A 24510-nucleotide genomic window follows, 5' to 3' on the forward strand; every position below is an offset into this window, starting at 1 on the left:
AACTTTAAGATTTGTCGATTAAAGTAGGTGAGAATTGAAATTTAACCTTATTTGGTAATTATTCTCATTTATATGTATACTAGAAAAAAAGGTTTTAGGATCGGATGCGGTGCGTTTATCAGCGTTGAAAGTGAAGCAAGCGGCTACCATCACCAAAGTGAATCGGATGGAAATAGAGTCCGAGCAGCAAGATTTGGTCGCAATTCGTTTGGAAAGTCTGGGCTTTGTACCGGGCACACGAGTGGAAGTGATTACCAAAGGTGTTTTTGGTGGTGATCCGATCTTAATCCAAATAGGCTTTACTCGTTTCGCTTTACGTAAAGCAGAAGCGGAAAAAATTGAAATTCAAGTAGAAGAAGGAGTACCCGCATGAGTGATGCGTTACGTATTGCCCTTGTGGGAAACCCTAACTGTGGTAAAACCTCTCTTTTTAACCATTTAACTGGAACTCGACAAAAAGTTGCAAACTATGCGGGCGTAACGGTCGAGCGTAAGGTTGGTCATTTTCATTTGCCTTCAGGTCGAGCTGTGCGTGTACTCGATTTACCGGGTACATATAGTCTTAATGCAACCAGTCCTGATGAAGTAATTACCCGTGACGTTTGTTTGGGTAAAATTGCAGAAGAAGGGCAGCAAGATGCATTTTTATGTGTGGTTGATGCCACTAACTTAAAATTGCATTTAGGGCTAGTGCTCGAAATGATCGAGTTAGGTCGTCCGATTTTACTTGTACTGAATATGATGGATGAAGCGCGTCGTCGTGGTATCCAAATTAATACTCAAAAGTTGTCTCAACGTTTGGGCGTGCCAGTTGTTGAAACAGTGGCTGTTCGTAATGCGGGTATTGAAAATCTATTACATGCCCTTGATCAAGAAAAATACAGTGTGCCACAAACTGAACTGAGTGGTTTAACTGGAACTCATCATCAAAAAATCGATATGATTTTTAAAGATGTTGTTCATTATGTTGATCAGGGTGATAAGCGGACTGATTTTCTAGATCGGATTTTCTTACATCCAGTTTTAGGCCTACTTAGCCTTGCCATCATGATGTTTATTGTGTTCCAAGCAGTTTTTGCATGGGCCGCTCCATTCATGGATGGTATTGAAGGCTTCTTCGGCTGGCTGGGTGAAGTAATAGGAAGTGTGATTACGCAGCCACTACTGCATAGTCTGGTTGTCGACGGAATTATTGCGGGTGCAGGTGGCGTAGTTGTGTTCTTGCCACAAATTTTGATCTTGTTCTTCTTCATTTTGGTACTCGAAGAATCAGGCTATTTACCGCGTGCAGCATTCTTGCTTGATAAATTAATGTTCCAAGCTGGCTTAAGTGGCCGTGCCTTTATTCCTTTACTTTCGAGCTTTGCTTGTGCAGTACCGGGAATTATGGCAACGCGTAGTATTAGTGACCCTCGTGATCGTTTTACGACCATTATGGTTGCGCCTTTAATGACTTGCTCGGCACGTTTACCTGTTTATGCCTTGCTGATTGCTGCCTTCATTCCAGAGAAAATGGTCTGGGGTATTTTTAACCTGCAAGGTTTAGTGCTTTTCGGTCTGTATATGGCTGGTATTGTGAGTGCGCTTTGCGTTTCATTTTTAATGAAGTTTTTGCAAAAAGATAAATCGCAACATGCTTTACTGCTAGAGCTACCAAGTTATCGTTTCCCTGATTTAAAAAGTGTGGGAATCGGTTTATTGGATCGTGCAAAGATCTTCTTGAAACGCGTCGGCGGAATCATTTTTGCGCTCTCTATTTTGCTTTGGTTCTTGTGTACTTTCCCGCAGCCACCAGAAGGGGCGACATTACCTGCCATAGATTATAGTTTTGCAGGTATGCTCGGGCATCTTATCCAGCCTTTATTTGCTCCAGTTGGTTTTAACTGGCAAATCTGTATCGCCTTAATCCCAGCTATGGCTGCTCGTGAAGTGGTTGTTGCGGCATTAGGTACAGTTTATGCCTTGTCTGCAACAGATGATGATGCTGTGGCACAAGGTTTGTCACATCTGATTAGTGCAGATGGAACAGGTTGGTCTTTGGCAACAGGTTTATCGCTTTTAGTGTGGTTTATTTATGCTCCACATTGTTTGGCAACATTGGCAACGGTACGCCGTGAAACAGGTTCATGGAAACATGTTGCAGCTATGACTGCATATCTGTTTGGTTTAGCTTATTTTGCATCGTTTGTTACCTATCAAATTGCTTCCCACTACTGGGGCTAAAGCAATAAAGGAGGTTGTATATGGTTCAATATCTGATTATTGCGGTTTTAGTGATTTGGAGTGCTGTCGTTGTTTTTAAGAAAGTATTTCCAAAAACAGCAAATTCAGTCTTTTCTTCACTCTCTGCATTTTGCGAAAAGCAAGGTTGGGTAACCTTGGCAAAATGGCTTAAACCGAAAATGGCCTTTGGTTGTGCTGGCGGTTGTGGTTGTTCAAGCGAAGATAAACCTACCAATACAGTTCAAGAAATTAAGCCGATTAAATGGCAATAAATTTAGTATTTCTTGTTTCGTTTAAAAAGCCATCATGTTGATGGCTTTTTTACGCACTGACACAAAAAAAGATGAATAAAGTTCAAACTGAAAAAGCATTCAAAACAGCAAAGTGCTAACATTTTTGCCATTCTGTCGATTGATAAATTGTGGGGCAAAAATGTTAATACAACGTGGTGGGTTAAAAGTTGTAGCAGGCTTGGGAATATCAGGCGTTTCTGCTGTAAATTTCCTGCATGAACAAGGCTACCAAGTTGCAGTAACAGACTCTCGTCCCACGCCACCAGGGCATGATCAGATCCCAGCTGGTGTTAAAACTAGTTTCGGTCAACTTGACCAAGAACTATTATTACAAGCAGAAGAAATTATTTTAAGCCCAGGCCTTGCACCGCAATTACCGGAAATTCAGGCAGCTATTGCTCAAGGTATTTCTGTGGTCGGTGATATCCAATTATTACGCCGTGCAACCGATGTGCCTATTGTAGCGATCACTGGCTCTAATGCGAAAAGTACAGTAACGACTTTAATTGGCTTAATGGCTAAAGATGCGGGTAAGAAAGTGGCTGTTGGTGGCAATCTTGGACGCCCAGCTCTAGATTTATTAAAAGATCAACCTGAATTAATTGTACTTGAGCTATCAAGTTTTCAGCTAGAAACCACGTCTCACTTAAATGCTGAAGTTGCTGTGGTTCTCAATATGAGTGAAGACCACTTAGATCGTCACGGCAATATGTTGGGTTACCATCAAGCAAAACACCGTATTTTCCAAGGTGTTAAAAAAGTAGTATTTAACCGTGATGACGCTTTAAGTCGTCCTCTCGTTCCAGATACCACACCAATGCAAAGCTTTGGTTTAAATGCACCAGATTTAAATCAATATGGTGTTTTAAGAGATGGTGATGGAACGCTTTGGCTTGCACGTGGTCTGCAGCGTTTAATTAAAAGCTCAGATTTATATATTCAAGGCATGCATAACGTAGCAAATGCTTTAGCTTGTTTAGCATTAGGTGAGGCAATAGGCCTGCCTATGGAATCTATGCTTGAAACCTTAAAACAATTTAAAGGGTTAGAGCATCGCTGTGAATATGTAAAGACTGTGCATGGCGTACGTTATTACAATGATTCTAAAGGCACTAACGTTGGCGCTACGCTTGCAGCGATTGATGGTTTAGGCGCTGCTATTGAAGTGAAAAGAGGTAAGGTTGCCTTGATTTTAGGCGGGCAAGGTAAAGGTCAGGATTTTGGTCCATTACGTTCTTCTATCGAAAAATATGCCAAAGTTGTGGTATTGATTGGTGAGGATGCTCCGGTGATTGAACAAGCCATTCAAGGTGCAACCAAAATTTTACATGCAGCAACGCTTAAAGAAGCTGTAGAGCTGTCTCAACGTGAAACGCATGCTGAGGACGTGGTGTTGCTATCACCAGCGTGTGCAAGTTTTGATATGTTTAAAAGTTATAATGACCGTGGTCAGCAGTTTGTTGCCTGCGTCAATTCGTTGGTTTAAAGAAGTATTATGATTAGGAATGTAGTATGGCAGGCTTAGCTCAGACCACAATCCAGAAAATCAATCAGTGGTATGAACGGATATTGCCTAAATGGCCAGCGGAAGTGACACCACGTAATGTTCTGATTTTCTGTGTCGTTGCTTTGTTATGTATCGGATCGGTGATGGTTGCATCTGCTTCCATGCCTTATGCCGAATATATGCATGAGAACCCGTTTCACTACGTCATCCGCCATGCAATTTCTATTGCGGTTGCTGGGGTAGTGGCGTATTTGACTTATCGAATCTCACTGAATACATGGTTTAAAAACACTTTCCCGCTGTGGTTATTAACCATGGTGCTGTTAGTTGCTGCTCTGGCGGTAGGTTCGGAAGTCAATGGTTCTACTCGTTGGATTAAAATCGGCGGTTTTACCTTGCAGCCTACAGAGGTTGCCAAGGTTATGATGGCAATCTTTACAGCAGACTATGTGGTACGCCGTGCTAAAGAGGTTCGTACGCACTGGAAAGGTTTACTGCGTTTAAGTGGTGTGATGGCAATTACGGTTGGTTTGATTATTGCCGAGCCTGACTTGGGGGCAACGATCGTTATTGTCATGATGATGGTTGGGGTATTCTTTTTAGCTGGTGCACCACCAACGCAGTTCTTAATCATGCTAGGTGCGATTGTCACCGGTATTGTGTTCTTAATCTTATTTGAGCCTTATCGTTTTCAACGTTTGATTTCATTTACTGACCCATGGGCAGACCCATTAGGTGTGGGTTATCAGTTATCAAATGCACTCATGGCATTTGGTCGTGGTGAATGGTTTGGAACAGGTTTGGGACATAGTGTTCAAAAACTATCTTATTTACCTGAAGCACATACTGACTTTATGTTGGCCGTGTTAGGTGAAGAGTTTGGCTTCTTTGGTATTTCGATTGTCATTGGCTTGTCTTTCTTGATGTTGGCTTGTTGTATCAAAATTGGTCACCGTGCTTTGAAACACCATTATCTTCGCGCGGGCTATTTAGCTTATGGCATTAGTATTATTTTCTTACTCCAGATTTTGGTAAATGCGGGTATGAATATGGGCTTAATGCCAACCAAAGGTTTGACTCTGCCATTTATTAGTTATGGTGGTACGTCTTTAATGATGTGTGCAGCCATGATTAGTTTGATCTTAAAGATTGATGCATCAACTCAAGAAGTGAATCCTGAAAGAGAAGAATCAAATTTCTAAATCATTTCAATCGTTATAAAAAAAGCCCGATATCAAATCGGGCTTTTTCATTTATAAATATGTTCCGCTGAGCTCTTGTTTATGAGGAATTAAATCTACATTCCACTGCGCTACAGCTTGCTTGAGCATCACTTCAGGGCGATCTAAATCAACCTTTGGTTGGCCTAGTGCTTGTATAGCTTGTTGTAGTAATTGAGGTGCCTTGGTTAAATCAAGCGCATGGGCAAGGTTTTGTTTAGAAAGTTTTTGCCCTTGGTCATTCATAGCTAAAGGAAGATGCATATAGCTGAGTTTAGGATAATTGAGCAGTTGACCTAGCCAGATTTGACGTTCGGTATTATCTAAGAGGTCTGCACCGCGAACAACGTGAGTAATACCTTGCAGATAATCATCTACAACTACAGCAAGTTGATAGTTAATAATGCCATCGCGCCGTTTAAGAACAAAGTCTCCAAGGTCATATTGTAGATTGGAGCAATGGTATCCTTGTAGGCGGTCATCGAAACAAATTTGCTGATCTTGAACTTTTACCCGAATTGCTTGATCTTGAAAGTCGAGATGTAAATCACGGCAAGTGCCTGCATAGATTGCATTTGAACCGAGCATTTTACGGGTACACTGACAAGCATAAACCAGACCTTCTTTTTTAAGCTGGTCTAATACGCTTTCATAAATGTCTAGGCGGTCTTTTTGAAAGATAATATCGGCATCGGGATCGAACTGAAAAGCTTCAATTGATGCAAGTATATGGTCTTCACTACCGGGATAGATACGTGGGATGTCGGTGTCTTCAACACGAACTACCCATCGCCCTTGATGAGCTCTGGCATCACAATAACTGGCAACAGCAGTAATCAGTGATCCGAAATGTAAAGGGCCGGTTGGCGAGGGCGCAAACCGACCTGAGTACGAAAAGCTGGGCTTTTCTTGAGTAGCTACAGCGGTCATATTAACCGTTATTTTGCTTCTCTTTAATTTCTGCCAAAGTTTTGCAGTCAATACATAACGTTGCAGTTGGACGTGCTTCTAAGCGACGTAAACCGATTTCGATACCACAAGTTTCACAGAAACCGTAGTCTTCGTTTTTAATAGCTTCCATAGATTGTTCAATTTTACGAATTAATTTACGTTCACGGTCGCGTGTACGTAATTCAATTGCAAATTCTTCTTCTTGGGTAGCACGATCGTTTACATCTGGCAGTGCAGTTGATTCGTCTTGCATCGTATTTAAAGTACGATCAACTTCAGACATTAATTCAGCTTTCCATGCTTGCAGAATTTGTCGGAAATGCTCGAGCTGTCCTTCAGACATGTACTCTTCATTTTTCTTAGGTTGATAAGGTGCAATACCAAATAAACTTGCAGTTGTGCCTATGTCAGAAGTTTTAGGTTTCACTTTACGTGCACGTTTTGCAGAAGCTTTATCACCTTCTACTACAACTTCTGTATGTTCATCCAAAACTTGGTTGTGGTTGTCATTCGCCATAATAGGGCATTCCTCATCATACACGTATTATCTATACGCAAAAAATATGGTGATATGCAAGTGTTTTTATAGAAAACCATCGATGGGATTTTCCCATCGGGTCGTCATCATATAGATTTTTCCTGCAAGATGATAGTCATTCTGACCCGTAAATATTTTCAAAACGTGTTTACCCCAGTCATAATTCTATATAAGCATATAAAAAATAGGGTTAATAGCCTGAAATATCAGTATTTATAAGGGTTTTAAAATTTTCAAGTCGAAATACTTTTGTTTCAAAAGTGCCATCATTATTCAGACGAATGTAACGATAACCCGGTGCATTTTGGTCGAGCGCAAAATCTTTACTAAACGGTTTAAATTGCACACTTGTTGAAGGTGTGGAGAAAAACTCGATACCTTGCCAAATATTAAGAGAGTCTTGATGGACATGTCCGCAGACCAATGCCTTTACATTTTTAAATGGACTTAACGTATCCAGAAGGGCATTTGAGTTTTGAAGCTTATGATGATCAATCCATTTTGATTTCATGGCAAATGGATGATGATGGCAAGCCAGCAAAACTGGGTGATCTGCGAATTGTTCAAGCAAATTCGCTAGGTTTTTTAATTGTTCTGAAGACAAATGACCATCTATTTTTCCTTTTACGGCACTGTTGAGCATAATGATGCGCCAGTTGCCTAAACCTACAACCACAGGTTCCTGATGATTTTCGTTATGCAAAGGAAAGTGGTCCACATTGTCATGGTTACCTAGCGTATGAAAAAAAGGTAACCCCAAGGTTTGCATAAAGTTTATATAACGCTTGTAGGTAAGCGGTGTCGGTGCTTGTGCGAGGTCTCCAGTATGAATAATCGCGTCTGCTTCAGGATGTTGCTTTAATATCTGTTTGATAATGGCATGGAAACTTTCTTCAGGATTCATCCCGACAAATTCTAGCTGTGGATACTCCAATAAATGTGTATCGGTAATTTGTATGATGACATGATTTTTTTGTGAAAGTGTTGAGACTTGAAAAGTCACCGTCCTACCTCTTCGGATTTATTATCGTTTTGCTGTGTTGAGCCAGCCATTGCAATGCCATAATAACAGGGGCATTTCTTAAACGTCCGCTGTCGAGTAGTGTTTGAATTTCACTATAACTAAACAAATGTAGCTGAATATTTTCACCCTCATCATCTACCCCAAAAATACCGCCTTCATCTGGTAAATTGGTTTCGGCAACATACAGGTGAAATAGCTCGGAACATGCACCTGCTGATGGATAAAAACTAAATAGATGTTCTAAATCCTGAACTTCACAACCTGATTCTTCAAGGCTTTCACGTCGAATACAGTTTTCTGGTGATTCATTGCCATCTAATACCCCAGCAATAACTTCAAGCTGCCATGGTGATTGAGAATCACCTAAAGCACCCACACGAAACTGTTCAATCAGTGCAAACTGTTGTTTTTGGTCATTGTAGAGAAGAACACCAGCCGCTTCAGGCCGATGTACAAGTTCGCGCTGCAATACAGGAGTATATTCAGACTGATTAAATAGACGATGTCGAAGGCTAACTTTTTCAACTTGAATAAAACCACTGAACAGAGATTCACGTGATGTTACTTCGACATCTTTAGATGTATAACTTGGACGCTCGACAATACTCATGATTCGATCAGGACGAAATCTATTTATTTCATCCTAACCGAGAATCATGTCTAGGCAAGTGTTTTTTTTGAATATTTACACTTTATGATACAGTTTTTGTCCTTGCTCTTGATAAACCTCTTTCATCGCTTTGAGGCCTTCTTCAACCTCTGAGTCGTTATTGGTGAGATTGTTGGCATAGTCACGTACATTCTGGGTGATTTTCATTGAACAGAATTTCGGACCACACATTGAACAGAAGTGAGCAGATTTATGCGCCTCTTTTGGTAAGGTTTCATCATGCATGCTACGTGCTGTGTCAGGGTCTAAACTTAAGTTGAACTGATCATCCCAACGGAATTCAAAACGAGCTTTTGACAAGGCATTATCGCGAACTTGAGCACCCGGATGTCCTTTAGCAAGGTCAGCAGCATGTGCTGCAAGCTTATAGGTAATAATTCCATCTTTAACATCTTTTTTGTTTGGTAAGCCCAAATGCTCTTTTGGCGTCACATAACAAAGCATCGCTGTGCCGTACCAACCAATCATGGCTGCGCCAATTGCAGAAGTAATGTGGTCATAACCCGGTGCGATGTCAGTTGTTAATGGCCCAAGCGTATAGAATGGCGCTTCTTTACATACTTCTAACTGCAAGTCCATGTTCTCTTTAATCATGTGCATTGGTACATGGCCCGGACCTTCAATCATGACCTGAACATCATGTTCCCATGCACGGTGAGTCAGCTCACCTAATGTTTTAAGTTCGCTGAACTGCGCTTCGTCATTGGCATCTTGAATACAACCCGGACGTAAGCCATCACCTAAACTAAATGAAACATCATAAGCTTTCATAATTTCACAGATTTCATCGAAATGTGTGTATAAGAAGTTTTCTTCATGATGTGCTAGACACCACTGAGCCATGATTGAACCACCACGAGACACAATACCCGTTAAACGGTTTGCTGTAAGCGGCACATAGCGAAGTAAGACACCTGCGTGAATCGTGAAGTAATCAACACCTTGTTCTGCTTGTTCAATCAGTGTGTCTTTGAAGATTTCCCAAGTCAGATCTTCTGCAACACCATCCACTTTTTCAAGGGCTTGATAGATTGGCACGGTACCGATTGGAACAGGTGAGTTACGAATAATCCATTCACGTGTTTCATGGATATTCTTACCTGTCGACAAATCCATAATCGTGTCGGCACCCCAACGAGTTGCCCAAGTCATTTTTGCAACTTCTTCATCAATTGAAGAGCCAAGAGCTGAGTTACCAATATTGGCATTAATTTTAACCAAGAAGTTACGACCAATAATCATTGGTTCAAGTTCTGGATGGTTAATGTTGGCAGGAATAATTGCGCGACCTTCAGCAACTTCTTGGCGAACAAACTCAGGTGTAATTTCTTTTAAGTTTTTTGCACCAAAATTCTGTCCAGCATGTTGGCGCATATCAACACCTTCACGCTGGCGTTGATTTTCACGAATTGCAATATATTCCATTTCAGGTGTGATAATACCTTGCTTGGCATAGTGCATTTGAGTGACATTTTTACCTGCTTTAGCGCGGCGTGGGTTTTGAATATGAGCAAAACGAATGTCAGCGGTACGAATGTCTTTTAAACGTTCCTGACCAAACTTTGAAGTTAAGCCATCAAGTACATCGGTATCATTACGTTCTTCAATCCAGTTTTGGCGAACTGAAGGTAAACCTTTGTCTAAATCAATTTGAACATTCGGATCTGTATAAACACCTGACGTGTCATAGACCATAACAGGTGGATTATGTTCACCGCCAAGTCCAGTAGGGGTATCTGTTAAAGAAATTTCCCGCATAGGAACCTGAATATCAGGGCGAGAGCCTTCAATATAAACTTTTTTTGAAGCAGGCAAGATGCGGGTTAAATCTTTTGCATCTTGTTCATGTTGAGCTGAAATTTCAGCAGAAGAAAGATTCGTTAACTGGTTCATCACATGATCCTTATGAATAACATCAACGAATCAAGCACGACCAAAAACGATGGCGGATTTATCTTTAGTAGATAAATTTAAGGCTGTAAGTTTTTAGATGGCTTGATTCCTACGCAGGTCTTAACCTGATCAGGTTCAACGGTACTTGTGATCAAACTTGTGTTGCGATAACACGGAATTTACACAATCTCAGCGAGCTATTACTCGCGCTCCGTCAAGCGATTTAAAGACTAACATGTTTTAGGTTGGCTGGCATTGTCAATTTGTATCTATACAAACTGCATCCATGTGGCAGTCACGGTAGCTTTGAGTATTCCATGGTGACTCTAGTTTTAATAACTGCTCAAGCTGTTCATGGACAAGCTGATAGTTTGATTTTTCCTGTCCATTTTCATCCATTAAATCTAGGTTAAACTGCTTATTTCGTTCTTCAACTGGAGTGGCAATAAATTTAAGAAACTCTTGAGCAGGTTTCGCTAAACTCGACTGTTTTTGTGTAGATAAAAATTGAATTTGTTGTAAAGCATTTTTATCAATCCATGTGTTTGGAGCAAACTCATCGGACACAGGCGTATTATCTAAGCCAAAGAAAATAAAGTATCGGTACTCATTAAATAATAATTTTGCATCGCTAATAAAATAACTCTTTGGATATTTTTGAATAAATTTCTCCCAAAATAATGCACGCTCAGTAAGCTCTTTCCATGAGATAGCTAAAGCGCCGTCGTCATAGAAAATCTCTTTATTGTCTTTTGCCATACGCGTTAAGAACTCTTTTTGGTCAGCGGGTAGGGCTTTAGCAAAAACATCAACTAAATAGTTTGGCTGACGTCGATACGTAAACATTCCTTCACCTTGATAGAGAAGTTCGATATAGGCTTGGCCCTCATGTTGAATCAGATATTGATCACGAGTACTAAGCTGATCGAATAACTTTTTCTTGGTTTTCATTGTTTTTTTAGCATCTAATGGTTCTTTTTCTAAAATGGCATAGCCAAATGCCTCAAAAGCTTTCGCTGTTTTTTCATTATCGTCTTGTTTAAGGAAACGTTGATACATGGCGGTTGAAGCATTCATTAGCTTAAGTTGTTCCTCATTTTTTAATGATGGAACACAGGTTTTGAGCTTTTCATTAATTTGGTTCAATTCTTCTATTTTGCTGTTTTGATTAATTTTTTTCATTGCAGTCATAATTTGTGTGCAACTACTTTCTTGTTTTTGGGTAGCTTCTTGTTTAGTAGTTTCTTGTTCTTTAGATACAACTTGATCTTGCTGTGAGGTTTTATTGCAACCAGCTAAAAGTAGTGCACTGCACATACTCATTATTAAAACTTTTTTCATGATTGTATTTTTATCAAAGTGAATATTGCTCAAATTATAACTCGGAAAAAGATTGCATCATTGTTAGAAATCTTTATTATTAGGTAGGTCGGTCTACTTAAATTAAAACTATGAATGATAAAACAGCAAGACAGAAAATTCTCGATGCCGCTTCAACTTTGTTTTATAACGACGGCATTACTGCAACTGGTATTAACTCAGTTACGACTAAAGCAGATGTAGCCAAGATGTCGCTTTATAATAATTTTTCTTCAAAAGGTGAGTTGGTCGATGCCTATATTGCTGCGCGGCATCAAGAGTGGTTAGACCTGTATCAAAACCGTTTAGCAACAACAAAAACAGCTACAGACGCTATTTTGGCCGTATTTGATGCCTATCAAGACCATGCGGAATTTGCCTATGAAAAAGGCTTTCGAGGATGTGGGCTTTTAAATGCTGCCGCAGAGTTTCCCGCGAATAGTTCAGGTCGAAGTTCGGTAAGACAACATAAAGAAGAAGTTGAGGCTATTGTTGCCGAGCATTTAAAAAAATTAATACCAGACTCACAGCGTGTTAACTATGTGGCTACACAGCTTTCATTTCTTTTAGAAGGCTCTATGGCACGAGCAGGCTTGGAAGGCAACAGTCGTCAACTTCTATTAGCAAAGCAAATGGCAGAAGACATTTTAAATAGAGAATGTTCAAATGATTAGCCTCATTAAAAATAGTAGCTATGGAGGCACAATTGCGATTTTAGTTGCCTCTGTTTTGTGGGGAACAACAGGTACTGCGGCGGCATTTGCACCGACACTTGGCCCACTTGCTATTGGTGCCGCAGCGATGGGCGGTGGAGGTCTTTTACAAGCTTTAGTTGCATCGCGAGCGATCCGTGAAAACCGACAATTTATAAGGGAGAATCTTTTAATACTGCTTTTGGGTATAGTGGCGGTGGGTATTTACCCGTTAGCTTTTTATTCCTCAATGCATTATGCCGGCATTACGATTGGTACTGTGGTTTCAATTGGCTCGGCTCCACTGATTGCAGCAATTTTAGAGCGGTTTTTTGATCGCAAAGCTTTGTCTACCATCTGGTTTCTAAGTTTTGTCTGCGGTGTGCTTGGCGTAACGATGTTGTCGATGGGTGAAAGTCATGCGGTTCTAGATAGTACAAATCAATGGAATAAATACTTCGGTATTCTTCTTGGGCTTATCGCAGCTACAACTTATTCGCTTTATTCATGGGCTGCAAAAAAATTAATAGATCGAGGTGTTGCCTCTAAAGCTGCAATGGGCATGATTATGGGTGGCGGGGCAGTTATTTTGCTTCCTACTTTGTTGGTTACAGGTGAAGGATTATTACAAAGCTCAACCAATTTACTTGTGGCTGGCTATATGATGCTGATTCCTATGTTTTTGGGTTATTTACTTTTCGGTTTTGGACTAAAAACAGTAAATGCGAGCAAAGCGACTACCTTAACTTTATTTGAACCTTTAGTTGCTGCGATTTTTGCGATTGTGTTAGTGGGTGAGCATGTTTCATGGTTGGGTTGGATCGGCATGTTTTTGATTTTTATTTGTATTTTAATATTGTCAAAAACTCGGAACACTTAAAAAAACTAAAACTTTTAATGGCTTGAGTTTGATTCAAATTTTTCTTAGTCTTAAAGCCAAGTTTTATCGTTGATTTAAACAATGAAAATAAAATTAATGCTTGTGGCGGGTTTGTGGAGTTTTACCTCGTCAAGTTTTGCTCTAGATTTAGTTGAAACTTATGAGCGCGCGAAACAAAATGATCCGACATGGCAAGCGAATCAACAACAATTTGAAGCAGATCAGCTTAATTTGGGCTTAGCAACGGGCGCTTTATTACCGACAGTTACCTTGTCTGGAAAAATTAATCGTAATAGCCAAACAGTAAAACGTTCGAATTTTCCGGGTGTTGATCAAGAAGGGCTGTCAGATGCGTTAGTGAGTAATACATCGACCACTAAACAAGCAACTTTGTCTGCTCGTCAGCCTCTTTTTCGTATGGATGCATGGGAAGGTTATAAACAGGTTAAAACCTCAGTTGCACTCAGTGAAATCACTTTAAGACTGCAAAAACAAGATCATGTTTTAAATGTCGCAGAAGCTTATTTTAATGTACTTCGTCAGCAAGCACTTACTGCTGCATATTTACAAGAAGAAAAGGCTTTACTTGAACAGCTCAACATGATGAATGCTAAGCTTAAAGAAGGTTTGGTAGCGCGTAGTGATGTGAGTGAGGCAAATGCTCAATATCAAAGTGCCAGAGCCAATCGTATTGCGACCAATGTACAGATTCTATTAGCTCAAGAGCAACTATCGGAATATATTGGCCCCTATCAAGATAAGCTTGCAGTTTTACGAAGTGATTTTACTTTTCAAAAACCTTATCCAGCCCAGCTTGATGATTGGTTGAATTTAGCCCAGCAACAAAATTTAAAAATTCAGCAAGCACGTTTACAACGACAATATGCTGAAGATCAACGCCGTGTGGAAAAAGCTGCGCTTTATCCACAGATAGACGCAGTTGCCAGCTATGGCTATACCAAACAAACACCAGAAACACTCATTTCAACTGACGGGAAGTTTGACCAAATTGGTGTGGAGATGAACTGGAATTTATTTAATGGAGGACAGACCCGAACCTCTATTAAAAAAGCCAGTGTAGAGTTAAATAAAGCACAAGCCCAACTCGATGCGGCCATTCGCCGTGCCAATGTTGATGTAAAAAGTGCTTTTATGCAGGTAGATACCGACCGTGCAAAACTTGAAGCAAGAAAAGCAGCAATGGATTCTTCGGCACTTGTGTCGCAAGCTTCAAAAGCCAGTTATAACGAAGGCTTAAAAAGTATGGTTGATGTTTTATTGGCGCAGCGTAATGCTTTTTCTGCAAAACAGGATTATCTTAATGCTCAATATGACTATTTATTAAATGTACTGCGTTTAAAAGCTGCTGTAGGCCAGTTAGGTGAAAAAGATCTGGTCGAATTAAACAGCTGGTTAACGTATCAGTAATAAAAAATGCTTTTATCTGAATTTTAATTTTGTCATAAAAATTTAATGATTGATGTGTTTTAATGCTCAATCATTTTATCCCTGCGCCATCATGTTGGAGGCTTCCTTGAGTCCAAGTAATCCGGTGTTAAGCCATCATATTTCTTCTCAATTTAATGAAGATTTGCAAGATGTGAACACAAAGTTTATGACCATGGGTGGCTTGGTCGAACAACAGGTTGCCAATGCAATTCATTCTTTGCTTGATACAGACGCGAATTTAGCGATTGATGTTCAATTTAAAGATAATGCAGTCAATCAATATGAGCGTGATATTGATGAGGGTTTGACACTCATCTTGGCGCGTCGTCATCCAGCAGCGATTGACTTGCGTATGGTTATTGCCATGAGCAAAGCCAATACTGACCTTGAGCGTATTGGGGATGAAGCTGCAAAAATTGCTCGTATTGCACAGAACCTCTGTGAAGAGGGTGGATCACCTCGTGGTTACATGGAAACTCGTCATATTGGTAACCAAGTACGTGTCATGATTCACGATGCCCTAGACGCTTTTGCACGTTTAGATGCCGATCAGGCATTACGTGTACTTTTAGCAGACGCTGACATTGACCGTGAATATCAATCAGCAACGCGTACTTTAATGACTTATATGATTGAAGATCCGCGTCATATTGCTCGCGTAATTAACGTGATGTGGGTTTTGCGTTCTTTAGAGCGTATTGGCGACCATGCGCGTAACATTGCTGAACAAGTGATTTATATGGCGAAAGGCTTTGATGCTCGTCATACCAAAATTGAAGAAATTGAAGCAAAAGTCCACGAAAAATAATGCTTTAATTGAGAAAATAAAAGCCTTGTTTCAAACAAGGCTTTTTTATAACTAAAAATAATAGATAAAAAAATGTCCCGAACTTTGGGGGGAAGTTCAGGACAGAAAATCAAGTGCATTAAGAGAAAACACGACAGGGATCGTGTCTCACTTGCTATGGATTCATGATAAGGTTTCATTGAATTTATGTCATGTAGAGTCCTGTGCGCTCTATGTAAGGCTTTATATGTTTGTGTAAGTTTCACGTAAAAAAAGGCAGATCTATGTATATAGATCCGCCTTCTTAATGACGATAAGGTTAGAGCAAGCTAATTATTCAGGTTTCCAACCTTCTGCTTTTTCAACACTTTCATCATTATTGAAGAACTTCTCACGTTGTTCTTCAAGGAATTTTTTTGCATCTGGTTCAAACACATTTAAACGCTTTTCATTAATCAGCGTAGTTTGGTGCTGTAACCATTCTTGCCATGCTTGCTTAGAAACATTTTCAAAGAAATCTTGGCCTTTAGCACCAGGAAAAGGAGCAAAGTCTAGACCTTCCATTTCCTTTTGATATTTACGACAAAATACTTGGCGACTCATGATTTATCCTTAAGCGTATAACTGTTCTAAACGTGTATGGGCACGTGCAATTGCAGCTTCAACCTGTTTTGGTGAAGTTCCGCCAATATGATCACGTGCATTTACAGAAGCTTCTAGTGTTAAAGCTTTATCGAATACGTCTGCTGTGATTAAGTCAGAGAATTGTTGTAATTGCTCAAGTGTTAACTCAGATAAATCTTTTTCTTCAGCTACACCTAATGCAACAGCTTTACCTACAATTTCATGCGCATCACGGAACGCAACGCCTTTTTTCACTAAGTAGTCAGCAAGGTCAGTTGCAGTTGAGAATCCACGAAGTGCAGCTTCACGCATGATTTCAATATTCGGAACCAATGCAGGAATCATGTCTGCAAATGCCATAAGTGAACCACGAACCGTATCGATAGCATCGAACAAAGGTTCTTTATCTTCTTGGTTGTCTTTGTTGTACGCTAAAGGTTGACCTTTCATGAGCGTAAGTAAGCTAATTAAGTCACCAAATACACGGCCAGATTTACCACGAATCAGTTCTGGAACATCCGGATTTTTCTTCTGCGGCATAATTGATGAGCCAGTACAGAAGCGGTCAGGAATATTCACAAATTTGAACTGTGCAGAAGTCCAAAGAATCAGTTCTTCTGACATACGTGATAAATGCATCATGATAAGCGCAGCTGCTGCATTAAATTCAATGGCAAAGTCACGGTCAGATACAGCATCAAGAGAGTTTTCAGATACAGCTTCAAAACCTAAAAGTTCTGCTGTATAAGCACGATCGATCGGGTAAGTAGTACCTGCAAGAGCAGCGGAACCAAGAGGCATACGGTTAACACGCTTACGGCAGTCTTGAAGACGTTCTGTATCGCGAACTAACATCTCAAACCATGCCAATAAGTGATGGCCGAAAGTTACTGGTTGAGCTGTTTGTAAATGAGTGAAGCCCGGCATAATTGTATTTACATTTTTAGCAGCCAAGCCTAACAAGCCTTTTTGTAAACGCTCTAATAAACCTAAAATGTCATCAATTTCGTCACGTAGATAAAGACGAATATCAGTTGCAACTTGGTCATTACGGCTACGACCAGTATGGAGTTTTTTACCTGTAATGCCAATACGCTGAGTCAAACGTGATTCAATGTTCATGTGAACATCTTCAAGATCGATACGCCATTCAAAGTTTCCAGCTTCAATTTCTGCACGAATGGTGCTTAAACCTTCAATAATGTCGTCTCGTTCTGCTTCTGTGAGTACGCCAACTTTTGCAAGCATGGTAGCATGCGCAATTGAACCTGCGATGTCTTGCTTATAAAAACGTTGGTCAAACTGAACAGAGGCAGTAAATTCTGCTACAAAAGCGTCTGTCGCTTCAGAAAAACGACCACCCCACATACCTGAGGTTTGGTCTGGGGCTGCTGAATTAGGGGGATTTGAAGATGTGGTCATGGTGGCTCAGTAAAATAAAAAAGAGTATATCACTTGCCGAAGCTCAACAAACAAAGTTGTTTTCTACAGCATATCGAAATCAAAATTCCTCCTATTTTTTTACGAAAATTGATCGTTGGCAACATTTATTCGAATTAATTATCGCAAGTAATGTTTTGGCATTGGTTTTAGCTTTGGCTGAAGCGCAATCGTGGCATGCCTTAAGCGGGTCGCGCCTTTTACAATATATGATTTTTATTAACTGGGTGATTTTGTCTTTTTTTGCCTTAGTTGAATATTTTCAAAATTTTTTTAGTCAACTTCAGCAAAAATATGCTTTGGCAATTGGCTTTGTTATGCTGCAAGCGATTGTGGTAGTGACCACCCTAATAAGTAATTTTTTTCAATTCGGAATCTTGAAAAGAACGAGTGATATAGCGCATGACTGGAGCATTTATTTTACCAATGTCCCTTTATATTTAAGCTATGGAATACTACTCGGCGCATTTTGTTTGCGCTATTTATATGTCAGAGAACAGTGGTTACATCAACAATATGCAGAATTAAATGCGCGTATTCAGGCCATGCAAGCGCGTATTCATCCTCACTTTTTATTTAATAGTTTAAATAATGTGGTGAGTTTAATTACGATAGACCCAGATAAAGCTGAAAGTATGCTGATTAGTCTGTCGCGTTTATTTAGAGCGAGTTTCCAAGAATTAAAATTGGTAAGCTTGTATGAAGAAATTGAACTCAGTAAACAATACTTAATGATTGAACAAATACGTTTAGGTGAGCGTTTACAAGTCGACTGGAAAGTGGAGCTTGAACCTTTGCAATTAAAGCAGGTCACGATTCCTTTATTGACATTACAACCTTTGTTAGAGAATAGTATTTTTCATGGGGTGGAACCAATGATGGGTAAGGCAACCATAGGGGTATTGGTTGAAATATTGCAAAATCAGGTCAGTATAGTCATTACCAACCCTTATACAGACGATACAATAAAATCACGGAAAGGGCATGGAATCGCTCTTGAAAACGTTAAACAACGCTTGAAAGCGTATTATGGGAACTCAGTTAGGTTCCAGGTATATAAGGGTGAAACTTTATATACCACTATTATGAGCTATCAATACCAATCAAAATAATAAGCCAGTCAGAGTTAACCATAAAAAAATGGACCAAGTTAACGGTGACAAGGAGGATGAATGAAGGTGCTAATTTGTGATGACGAGCCATTAGCAGTGGAGCGATTGTCACGTTTAGTTTCAAAGATGGGACATGAGGTTGTTGCAACAGCTCATCATGGCCAAGATGCCTTGGAACAGGCACGGCTTCATCAACCAGATGTGATTTTACTTGATATCCAAATGCCGGGTATGAATGGTCTCGTCTGTGCGGAACAGTTAAGCCAGCTTAACCCTCGACCTGCTATTGTCTTTTGTACAGCTTATGATCAGCATGCTTTAGAGGCGTTTAAATCACAAGCACAAGCTTATCTTCTTAAACCGATTGATCCGGCAGAACTTGAACAAGCTTTAAAGCAGTTAACGCAACTTACCCAAGCACAGCTCAATGCCTTGCCAAACCCTGAACTTTTACAGGATTTAAAAACACAAAGACATCAAATTGCTGCCAAAACCTACCGTGGGGTTGAACTGATTCCTGTTGAAAATATCTATTATTTTTTGGCAGATCAAAAATATGTCACGATACGTCATAAAAATGGCAGTGTATTAATTGATGAAACACTGAAAGAGCTTGAAACTGAATTTGCAGATCAATTTATTCGTATTCATCGAAATGCCTTGGTCTCAATTGCTTATTTAGATGGTTTAGAGCTTGTAAGTTCAGGTCAGTATCAGGTTCGTTTACGAGGCCTTGATGAAAGACTTTCTGTTAGCCGTCGTCATTTGTCTACGCTCAGAGAGCGGATACATCAGCTTTAACTTGCGCTTGTCTTATTTTTGCTGGTGAGATTTTACTTGCAATTTTAAGGGATCAAGTTAAGTTTAGGGTGTATTGTTTGACCAGCCCATGCTTGAATTTATGAAAACCTTGAAAATTGCTACACGACAAAGCCCACTTGCTCTTTGGCAGGCAGAACATATTCGTGCCCGTTTGCAGGAGCTTCACCCAGATTTAACGGTAGAGTTGGTCAAGTTTGTCACGCAGGGCGATAAAATTTTAGATACGCCTTTAGCAAAAATTGGTGGCAAAGGGCTGTTCGTTAAAGAATTAGAAGCTGCTCTTTTAGATGGTCGCGCGGACCTTGCTGTACATTCAATGAAAGATGTGCCAATGGCATTGCCAGAAGGTTTAACCTTGGCAGTCATTTGTGAACGTGAAGATCCATTAGATGCTTTTGTTTCAAATCATTTTGAAAAATTTGCTGACTTACCACAAGGAGCGAGAGTTGGTACATCAAGCTTACGTCGTAAATCGCAGATTTTAAAACAACGCCCAGACCTACAAATTATTGATTTACGCGGCAATGTTGGAACTCGTCTAGGTAAATTAGATGATGGTCAATATGATGCGATTATTTTGGCAAGCGCTGGTTTAAAACGTTTAGGATTAGAAAATCGCATTCGTCATACTATCGAGCCAAATGTAAGTCTGCCTGCTGTTGGACAGGGTGCTCTTGGTTTGGAATGTCGTGCAGATGATCAAGACGTATTGGCTTTAATACAACCTCTTTTACACATAGAGACTGACGTATGTGTACGTGCTGAGCGTGCATTTAATGCCTATCTTGAAGGTGGTTGTCAGGTACCTATTGCGGGTTATGCAACCTTACAAGATGGCAAAATTCATATTGAAGGCCGTGTAGGTAGTGTCGATGGACAAACATTACTGCGTGCTGAACTGAACGATGAAATTCATAATGCTCAGCAATTAGGTGAGAACCTTGCTCGAAACTTACTTGAACAAGGTGCTGGCGATTTATTAAAGGCTCTTTACTAAAACTATGCTGTTTATTAATACTCGACCTGACTCACGTGCAGCTGAATTAACAGAAGCTTTGCAAAATAAGGGGTATCAGGTCGAGTCTTTACCTCTTTTAGAGCTGGTTGCTCAGCCTTTTTCAGATTCACTTTTTCAACTCTATCAGCAGTTGACAGATGCACAAGCGATTGTAGTTGTGAGCCCTACTGCAGTTGATGTGGGTATGCAGTACTTAACGCAAAGTGGTTTAAAGCTAGATAACTTAAAACATATTCAGTGGATTGCGGTTGGGCAGGCCACGGCGAATCGTCTCCATGAATATGGAATTGAAGCACATGTTCCAGATGTTGAAACTTCTGAAGGTATGCTCAGACTGCCTATTCTCTATAATATGCAGCAGACGGGTAGTGTGGCTTTTTGGAGAGGGGAAGGCGGCCGCCAATTTATGATGGACACTTTGCAGCAGCAAGGTATCCAGATTTTAAATTTTGTCTTATATCATCGGCAGTGCCCACAAGACTCATATTCAACATTTAAGCATCTGACACAGAATTCAAATTATAATTTAGAAAAATGGCTTGTCTTAATTACCAGTGAGGCAAGCTGGAAATATTGGTTAGAGCTTTGTTTAAATAATAATGTACAACCTGATTGTGTATATTTGGTTTTAGGACCACGTCTTTTTCAACTTGTAAAAAAATATCGCGATCAGCAACAGGCTCATTTTCACATTATTCAACTTGAAAATTTATCGCCTTCGGGGATGATTCATCACATTCAGGCATTATAAGGATTCGTATGAGAAAACTTGTTTCTATTATCATTTTGCTGGGCATCGCTTGGTTGGCTAAGCTTAGCTACGATATGTGGCAAATTTCTCGTACGGTTCCTGAGCTTCAGCAAAGCTTAATCCAATCGGAACAGCAATATGCCAATCTGAATGATCAGTTGGTTGCGCTAAAGAGACAAGTTCAAACCCAGCCGGGTAGTGATGTTCAGTCGGCACCATCGACAAATAGTGAAATCATTCATGCAGGCATTGAGCCAACGGTATTAATTAAACAAAAATTAGACTTAATTCAGTTTGCGATTGATCAACAACAGTTTATTTATGCAGTAGATCATTTAACTCAGTTACAACAAGCATTGCCTCAATATGAAATTGCTCCAGCATTAAAACACAGTCTAAATCAGGCGCTTGAACAAGATAAACAAGCAATACAACAATACGTAATTGCTCAAAATCAGCGTCATCAAATGATTGACGATCTACTGCAAACTATCGATAAAAATATTCAGCAAGTATTGGCTCGACCTAAACTTGAGATGGATCAATCTGAGTCAGTATCTTGGTGGAAGAAATGGTTCCGTATTGAAAAAGTAGAAACACCGTCTATTAATTTAATGAATCGAAGTGTTGTGCTAAAAGAAGTGCAACTAAGGTTATTAATTGCCGAGCAGGCATTAAACCAAGGAAAAATGGCTGAATATCAAAATGAGCTGCAATCAGTAATGCAGAAATTAAATGAAATGCCAGATGCGACCAGTCAGCAATTGAAAAATCGTATTGCTAAAGTATCTCACTTATCTATCGTACCTGTACCTAAATTATCGACTCTTGGCCTACTAGGCTCATAAGGAGGGCATATGAAACATCTCCTATGGGTTTATCTTCTTATTAGTTTAGTACTTTTTGCAGCTTTGGCTTTGCTTAGCTATGGCTACGGCATGGGATATGTTTATATCTACTGGCGACAGCTGCAATTGCAAACAAACGTGTGGGGATTAGTCCTTACTTTTGTCCTAATGAGTTTTATTGCTCAGTTAATATGGCTTTGGATTAAACGTTATTCTTCTCGTGAACAACGTAAAAGAGAGAATATTTTTCAGTTTAAAAACCTTCATCCCTATGAGCAATTGGGTATTGTCTGGCTATTAGAAGCTGCCGAAGATCAACGTGTCTTTATCGAACGGGTTTTTACCCAGTCGGGGCTTTTAAAAAATATTATTGATGCCAAGTTCTTAGTATTAAATGAAGATTACCCTAAGGCTCTAGATGCTTTAGATCAATCGCCACCGATGGCTTTTGAATTGGCAGAGTTACAGCGGATTGAAATATTTTTAGCTCAAAATGAAGCTGAACGTGCATTAACACATCTTGAGTTCCTATATCAGCATCAATTATCGCCATGGCTTGAAGAAATCGAGACAGCCTATCAACAGCGATTAACTGCGTTATGGGGGCAGCTTGCTTTACAGCAACCATGGTTATATTTACGTTCAATGAAATATGGATTATTGGACGCTGAGCATCGTGATTTATGGTTGCAGCAGCTTCTCCAACAATTTGATCAAGCTTCAATTGATGACTTGCATGCATTGCAACAGCGTTATCTAGATTTAGAGTCTGAGATTCAAACCAGACCCTATAGTAGTAAATTGCTGTGGCTAAAACTTTTGGCACGTATGCCAGAAATGAGTATTCAGCATGAAACATTAACTTTGCATCTGCTCAAAGAGCAATTTGATCCAGAAGTATTTTATTTGTGGTTTCAGCAGCAACTGCTTAAGCAGGTTCCTGACTATGCCGATGTTGAAGAAAAGATAAATCAACTTGAAACTCAATATATGAATTTGCCAGTTTTAACATTTGCAAAATGGCATGTTTACATGGCAACGAATCGTCAAGCTGAAGCTGAAATATTATTAAGTTTATACCCTGATAATATTTTAATGAACTATTTACGTATTAAATCCACCTTAAAAGAAGATGATGAGTTAATTAAACAGTTAAACCTAATCTTTGAAAATGATGCAAATTTTTTAAAATTTAAAATCTGAGGTAAAAATGAAAGAACTGTCTGTCTACCCTGTAATATACGACCAGAAAGTTGCATGGGGAGATATGGATGCTTTTGGTCATGTCAATAATGTACAATATTATAGATATATTGAAAGCTCACGTATTTTATATATGGAAAATGTAAATATATTGATCCCCAATATATATACTGTTGTTGCTTCAAGTCAGTGCAGATATTTAAAACCCGTTTTTTATCCTGATGTATTGAAAGTAGGGGTTCGTGTAGAAGAAATACGCAATAGCGCATTCCGTATGGCTTATATATTATGGAGTGAAGCACAGCAGCAAATCGTTGCTACGGGTGAAGCCATAATGGTCTGTCTAGATAAAACGACAGGGTTAAAATGTGAAATACCAAATGAAGTAAAAAGTAAAATAATTGAGTTAGAAAAATCAGTAGGACATGACTTAATACATTTAGCTTAAATAAATATTAAGAAAATATATTGCAATTATAATTATTAATGTAATTAAAAAGTAAATTTATAGCATTATTCTGATGAACTTGTCTTTTGAACTATTGCTTATTTAATAGATTATAAATACTATTGGTTATGATTTAATGTTTTAAATTTTGTCTGTATTATTTGAATTGTCAGTAAGACTGGAGTATTTATTAATGAAACCGGATATTAGTGAATTATCTGTTGAAGAGTTAAAACGCTTACAAGAAGAAGCAGAAGCTTTAATTGCAAGCAAAAAAGATCAAGCAATCGAAGATGCTTATAATCAAATTATCGAGATTGCTGAAAATGTAGGTTTCAGTGTTGAACAACTTCTTGAGTTTGGTGCTCAAAAACGTAAGAAAACTACACGTAAATCTGTAGAACCACGTTACCGAAACAAAAACAATTCTGAAGAGACTTGGACTGGTCGCGGTAAACAACCACGTTGGTTAGTTGCTGAAATTGAAAAAGGTGCAAAACTTGAAGATTTCTTAATCTAATTGTTTTTGCTTCTTAAAAAGCCAAGCGATTTTGCTTGGCTTTTTTATTTTAAAAAATAAAAATTCTTATTTTAAATATCAAGTCATCAATAAAGTGTTTAAATTCCTAATGGCTTTGTTGCATAAACATTCAAAAGCTGAGTTCTCCCCAATCCATTCAAATTTAAGACACAACTTGGGTGCGAGGTCTACCTAATTCCGTAAATCTATTCAGAACTGCCACACGCGCATGAATTTC

At 39.3% G+C, this 24510-nt stretch carries 25 protein-coding genes and 1 riboswitch; of the genes, 17 read left to right on the forward strand and 8 right to left on the reverse strand.

Annotated elements, in window-relative coordinates; all coding sequences use genetic code 11:
- The first annotated feature begins 109 nt into the window (after positions 1-109).
- From MSG95_RS10935 to ftsW, 5 genes are all read left to right on the forward strand, one after another.
- Entirely contained in the window at positions 110-373 is a 264-nt protein-coding gene (locus tag MSG95_RS10935; protein WP_077165240.1) for a FeoA family protein, read from the forward strand.
- Positions 370-2223, forward strand: a complete 1854-nt coding sequence (feoB, locus tag MSG95_RS10940; protein WP_077165239.1) for a ferrous iron transporter B — start codon at positions 370-372, stop codon at positions 2221-2223. Before MSG95_RS10935 ends, feoB begins: the two co-directional genes overlap by 4 nt.
- Positions 2224-2243: 20 nt before the next feature.
- A complete protein-coding gene (locus MSG95_RS10945; RefSeq protein ID WP_032005839.1) occupies positions 2244-2495 on the forward strand; it encodes a DUF6587 family protein in 252 nt (83 codons plus the stop codon).
- A gap of 160 nt (positions 2496-2655) precedes the next feature.
- Positions 2656-4002 carry a UDP-N-acetylmuramoyl-L-alanine--D-glutamate ligase gene (gene murD / locus MSG95_RS10950; RefSeq protein ID WP_077165238.1) on the forward strand — a complete coding sequence of 449 codons (1347 nt, stop codon included), beginning with the start codon at positions 2656-2658 and terminating at the stop codon, positions 4000-4002.
- Positions 4003-4028: 26 nt separating this feature from the next.
- Positions 4029-5225 carry a putative lipid II flippase FtsW gene (gene ftsW / locus MSG95_RS10955; RefSeq protein WP_039254220.1) on the forward strand — a complete coding sequence of 399 codons (1197 nt, stop codon included), beginning with the start codon at positions 4029-4031 and terminating at the stop codon, positions 5223-5225.
- A 51-nt stretch (positions 5226-5276) separates the two neighbouring features.
- Here the strand turns inward: ftsW and gluQRS are convergent, their stop codons facing one another.
- From gluQRS to MSG95_RS10985, 6 genes are all read right to left on the reverse strand, one after another.
- Complete coding sequence (gene gluQRS, locus MSG95_RS10960) at positions 5277-6173, reverse strand: tRNA glutamyl-Q(34) synthetase GluQRS (RefSeq protein ID WP_077165237.1); 897 nt, start codon at positions 6171-6173, stop codon at positions 5277-5279.
- Position 6174: 1 nt separating this feature from the next.
- Positions 6175-6711, reverse strand: coding sequence for an RNA polymerase-binding protein DksA (dksA, locus tag MSG95_RS10965; protein ID WP_002121205.1), 537 nt, complete (start codon positions 6709-6711; stop codon positions 6175-6177).
- A 211-nt stretch (positions 6712-6922) separates the two neighbouring features.
- A complete protein-coding gene (cpdA, locus tag MSG95_RS10970; RefSeq protein ID WP_019457015.1) occupies positions 6923-7735 on the reverse strand; it encodes a 3',5'-cyclic-AMP phosphodiesterase in 813 nt (270 codons plus the stop codon).
- A 4-nt stretch (positions 7736-7739) separates the two neighbouring features.
- Positions 7740-8366, reverse strand: coding sequence for an NUDIX domain-containing protein (locus tag MSG95_RS10975; RefSeq protein WP_077165236.1), 627 nt, complete (start codon positions 8364-8366; stop codon positions 7740-7742).
- Between the two features lie 75 nt (positions 8367-8441).
- Positions 8442-10319 carry a phosphomethylpyrimidine synthase ThiC gene (gene thiC / locus MSG95_RS10980; protein WP_004699222.1) on the reverse strand — a complete coding sequence of 626 codons (1878 nt, stop codon included), beginning with the start codon at positions 10317-10319 and terminating at the stop codon, positions 8442-8444.
- A gap of 89 nt (positions 10320-10408) precedes the next feature.
- Positions 10409-10543: riboswitch (TPP riboswitch) on the reverse strand.
- 34 nt (positions 10544-10577) lie between these two features.
- Positions 10578-11660, reverse strand: a complete 1083-nt coding sequence (locus MSG95_RS10985; protein WP_139344756.1) for a hypothetical protein — start codon at positions 11658-11660, stop codon at positions 10578-10580.
- A gap of 110 nt (positions 11661-11770) precedes the next feature.
- On the opposite strand from MSG95_RS10985, the gene MSG95_RS10990 reads away from it, so the two are divergent.
- From MSG95_RS10990 to phoU, 4 genes are all read left to right on the forward strand, one after another.
- On the forward strand, positions 11771-12352 hold the full coding sequence (locus tag MSG95_RS10990; RefSeq protein WP_039254208.1) for a TetR/AcrR family transcriptional regulator: 582 nt from the start codon (positions 11771-11773) through the stop codon (positions 12350-12352).
- Positions 12345-13250: a DMT family transporter gene (locus MSG95_RS10995; protein WP_077165235.1), complete on the forward strand. Its 906-nt coding sequence runs from the start codon at positions 12345-12347 to the stop codon at positions 13248-13250. Before MSG95_RS10990 ends, MSG95_RS10995 begins: the two co-directional genes overlap by 8 nt.
- A gap of 96 nt (positions 13251-13346) precedes the next feature.
- On the forward strand, positions 13347-14678 hold the full coding sequence (locus MSG95_RS11005; protein WP_077165275.1) for a TolC family outer membrane protein: 1332 nt from the start codon (positions 13347-13349) through the stop codon (positions 14676-14678).
- A 106-nt stretch (positions 14679-14784) separates the two neighbouring features.
- Entirely contained in the window at positions 14785-15507 is a 723-nt protein-coding gene (gene phoU, locus MSG95_RS11010; RefSeq protein ID WP_000075183.1) for a phosphate signaling complex protein PhoU, read from the forward strand.
- Between the two features lie 312 nt (positions 15508-15819).
- Here the strand turns inward: phoU and MSG95_RS11015 are convergent, their stop codons facing one another.
- On the reverse strand, positions 15820-16089 hold the full coding sequence (locus MSG95_RS11015; protein WP_004699209.1) for an oxidative damage protection protein: 270 nt from the start codon (positions 16087-16089) through the stop codon (positions 15820-15822).
- Between the two features lie 9 nt (positions 16090-16098).
- On the reverse strand, positions 16099-17532 hold the full coding sequence (argH, locus tag MSG95_RS11020) for an argininosuccinate lyase (RefSeq protein WP_077164319.1): 1434 nt from the start codon (positions 17530-17532) through the stop codon (positions 16099-16101).
- Between argH and MSG95_RS11025 the strand changes: the two genes are divergently transcribed.
- The 8 genes from MSG95_RS11025 to MSG95_RS11060 all read left to right on the forward strand — a co-directional run bounded on the left by MSG95_RS11025 (position 17523) and on the right by MSG95_RS11060 (position 24272).
- Positions 17523-18662, forward strand: coding sequence for a sensor histidine kinase (locus MSG95_RS11025; RefSeq protein WP_100290217.1), 1140 nt, complete (start codon positions 17523-17525; stop codon positions 18660-18662). The two genes, argH and MSG95_RS11025, sit on opposite strands and share 10 nt — an antisense overlap.
- A gap of 60 nt (positions 18663-18722) precedes the next feature.
- A complete protein-coding gene (locus tag MSG95_RS11030) occupies positions 18723-19463 on the forward strand; it encodes a LytR/AlgR family response regulator transcription factor (protein ID WP_019457021.1) in 741 nt (246 codons plus the stop codon).
- A 100-nt stretch (positions 19464-19563) separates the two neighbouring features.
- Positions 19564-20481 carry a hydroxymethylbilane synthase gene (hemC, locus tag MSG95_RS11035; RefSeq protein WP_213033551.1) on the forward strand — a complete coding sequence of 306 codons (918 nt, stop codon included), beginning with the start codon at positions 19564-19566 and terminating at the stop codon, positions 20479-20481.
- 4 nt (positions 20482-20485) lie between these two features.
- Entirely contained in the window at positions 20486-21253 is a 768-nt protein-coding gene (locus tag MSG95_RS11040; protein ID WP_077165232.1) for a uroporphyrinogen-III synthase, read from the forward strand.
- Positions 21254-21261: 8 nt separating this feature from the next.
- The gene (locus tag MSG95_RS11045; protein WP_077165231.1) at positions 21262-22101 is read left to right on the forward strand and encodes a hypothetical protein; all 840 of its coding nucleotides are present in this window, start codon (positions 21262-21264) and stop codon (positions 22099-22101) included.
- 9 nt (positions 22102-22110) lie between these two features.
- On the forward strand, positions 22111-23304 hold the full coding sequence (locus MSG95_RS11050) for a hypothetical protein (RefSeq protein WP_019457025.1): 1194 nt from the start codon (positions 22111-22113) through the stop codon (positions 23302-23304).
- 7 nt (positions 23305-23311) lie between these two features.
- Positions 23312-23752, forward strand: a complete 441-nt coding sequence (locus tag MSG95_RS11055) for an acyl-CoA thioesterase (protein WP_004699193.1) — start codon at positions 23312-23314, stop codon at positions 23750-23752.
- Between the two features lie 193 nt (positions 23753-23945).
- The gene (locus MSG95_RS11060) at positions 23946-24272 is read left to right on the forward strand and encodes an H-NS family nucleoid-associated regulatory protein (protein ID WP_002053185.1); all 327 of its coding nucleotides are present in this window, start codon (positions 23946-23948) and stop codon (positions 24270-24272) included.
- The last annotated feature ends 238 nt before the right edge of the window (positions 24273-24510 follow it).

This window comes from Acinetobacter sp. IK23 (assembly GCF_035615275.1).
Lineage (GTDB): Bacteria > Pseudomonadota > Gammaproteobacteria > Pseudomonadales > Moraxellaceae > Acinetobacter > Acinetobacter seifertii.